The sequence below is a fragment of the Cupriavidus campinensis genome (assembly GCF_905397395.1).
GTDB classification, from domain to species: domain Bacteria; phylum Pseudomonadota; class Gammaproteobacteria; order Burkholderiales; family Burkholderiaceae; genus Cupriavidus; species Cupriavidus campinensis.
The window spans coordinates 1-2,529 of sequence record NZ_CAJPVH010000126.1; the positions used below are offsets into that span (position 1 = coordinate 1).

The 2,529-nt window shown below is 70.9% G+C and carries 2 protein-coding genes and 1 pseudogene; all 3 read right to left on the bottom strand.

Annotation, left to right across the window (positions count from 1 at the left end; translation table 11 throughout):
- Positions 1–621 (bottom strand): annotated as a pseudogene (locus KHO18_RS28050) (flagellar hook-length control protein FliK); the annotation flags it as partial.
- 15 nt (positions 622–636) lie between these two features.
- The gene (gene fliJ, locus KHO18_RS28055) at positions 637–1,089 is read right to left on the bottom strand and encodes a flagellar export protein FliJ (protein WP_144202967.1); all 453 of its coding nucleotides are present in this window, start codon (positions 1,087–1,089) and stop codon (positions 637–639) included.
- The gene (gene fliI / locus KHO18_RS28060; RefSeq protein ID WP_211944302.1) at positions 1,082–2,518 is read right to left on the bottom strand and encodes a flagellar protein export ATPase FliI; all 1,437 of its coding nucleotides are present in this window, start codon (positions 2,516–2,518) and stop codon (positions 1,082–1,084) included. The genes fliJ and fliI overlap by 8 nt, the downstream gene beginning before the upstream one ends.
- Positions 2,519–2,529 lie beyond the last annotated feature (11 nt).

The window sequence follows — 2,529 nt, forward strand, 5'->3', positions numbered from 1 at the left end:
GGCATCGCCAGCCGCAGCGGCGGCCTGTGCGGCCTGTGCGGCGGCGGCTTGCGCGGCGGCCTGGCCGGTCAGCGTGGCCGGGCCATTGAGACCATTGAGACCATTGAGACCGTTCACACCATTCATACCGTTCAGGCCAGCGAGGCTGTTCAGCCCGGTGGGGTCGGCAGCGGCCTTGTCGGTCGGGGCCGGCTGCTGGGGCAGCGGTTGCAGCAGCATGGCGGCAGCCAGCGCGGCGGCAGCGGCGGCGGCGTCAGACGCCACGGTGCTGTCTTGGCCGTCTTCGGCATCCTGCGCGGTGTCCGTGGCCGCATCGGCCTTGCCGGTGGTCTTCCCGTCGGCATCCTTGGCCGGACGCGTATTGGCCTGCGCCGTCTGGGTGTCACCCTTGTTCTGCGTCGATGGTTCGGCCGACTTGTCCTTGGCTGCCGTGTCCCTGGCGTCCGCCTTGTTGCCGGACGGCTTGGCGGGCACGCGCACGGCTGGCTGGCCGCTGTCGCGCGCGCGGGTCAGCGCGTCCTGGAACGCATTGGCTTCGGCGCTGGCACGGGCGTCGCCGGCCGTGCCGGAGGTCGGGGTCTTCAGGCCGGCGTTGCCGACGAGCTGGCTGATATCGATCATGTTCTTGTTGGCAGGTTAGTTCTGGCCGCTGGCCGGCTGGCGGGCCATGCGGGCGGCGTATTCGTCAGTGGAACGCTGCTCGCGCCGCGCGGTGACCTGCTGCTCGCGCACTTCGGCGCGGGTGATCAGCGTGTCGAACGAGTTCTGGCGGCGCTTCTGCTGCTGCCAGTTGGCACGGCCAGCCAGCAGGTCGGCCTCGGCCTTGGCCAGCGCGCTGGTCTGCTGGCGGATGGCGTGGTCGAGCGAGTCGAGAAAGCGCGAGAAGTCCTGCCAGCGCCCCGAGGTCATGCCCTCCGCCGCGATGGCCTGCATGCGCGTGCGGTACTCGTGGCGGTATTCGGTCAGCGCCAGGAGCTGCTGCTCGGCCTGCGTGCGCAGCCCCTGCAGCCGGCCCAGCTCGCGCGTGGCCTTGTCCGTGTTGTCCTGGGCCAGTTCGGCCAGCGTGTTGAGCGGGGTGGGCTTAGCCATGTTGCGTCCTCTCGAAGAGATCGTGCAGGCGGGCGATGGAAGCTTCGTAGTCCGCGCGCTCATGGATGTCCTGTTGCAGGAATGACTCCATGCGCGGGTGCAGGCGGATTGCGAGGTCCAGTTCCGGATCGTTGCCGGGCACGTAGGCGCCCACGCTGATCAGGTCACGGTTGCGCTGGTAGCGCGACATCAGTTGCTTGAAGCGCCGCACGGAGGCGAACTGCGGCGGCTCGATCAGCGCGGTCATGGCGCGGCTGATGGAGGCTTCCACGTCGATGGCCGGATAGTGGCCGCTCTCGGCCAGGCTCCGGGACAGCACGATGTGGCCGTCCAGAATCGCGCGGGCGGAATCGGCGATGGGGTCCTGCTGGTCGTCGCCCTCGGTCAGCACGGTGTAGAAGGCGGTGATGGAGCCGCCGCCCTCGGGGCCGTTGCCGGTGCGCTCCACCAGCGTGGGCAGCTTGGCGAACACCGAAGGCGGGTAGCCCTTGGTGGCCGGCGGCTCGCCGATGGCCAGGGCGATCTCGCGCTGGGCCATGGCGTAGCGGGTGAGCGAGTCCATGATCAGCAGCACGTGCTGGCCCTGGTCGCGGAAATACTCGGCCAGACGCGTGGCGTAGGCGGCACCCTGCATGCGCAGCAGCGGCGAGGTATCGGCCGGCGCGGCCACCACGACGGAGCGCTTGCGGCCCTCTTCGCCCAGGATGTTCTCGATGAAGTCCTTCACTTCGCGGCCGCGTTCGCCGATCAGGCCCACCACGATCACGTCGGCGCTGGTGTAGCGGGCCATCATGCCCAGCAGCACGGACTTGCCGACGCCGGAACCGGCGAACAGGCCCATGCGCTGGCCACGGCCCACGGTCAGCATGCCGTTGATGGCGCGCACGCCCGTGTCCAGCACGGTTTCGATCGGGGCGCGCATCAGCGGGTTGATCTGCTGGCCGGCCAGCGGCACTTCGGTGGCGGCGGAAATCGGGCCGAGCCCGTCGAGCGGACGGCCGGCGGCGTCGAGCACGCGGCCCAGCAGGCCGTGGCCCACCGGCAGGCGCTTCGAGCCGGGTTCGCGCGGGGACGCCATGCCGGACGGCTGCGGCGACGGTTCGAGCGGATAGACACGGGCGCCCGGCACCAGGCCGGCCACGTCCGATTGCGGCATCAGGTAGAGGCGGTCGGCGCCAAAGCCGACCACTTCGGCCTCGGCCGTGCGCGGGCCGCCATGGGCGTGCTGCGTACCCGGCAATTCGATCAGGCAGTCGCTGCCCACCGGCATGCGCAGGCCCACGGCTTCCAGCACCAGCCCGGCGGCGCGCGTCAGGCGGCCACAGGCGCGCTTGCTATCGACCTCGGCAATACCGGCCGAGGCGCTGGTCAGCGCGTCGCGCCAGCGCGCGGTGTGCAGCGCGGCGGAGGCCGGTGCCGACGGGGGCACCGGCTGGGCCG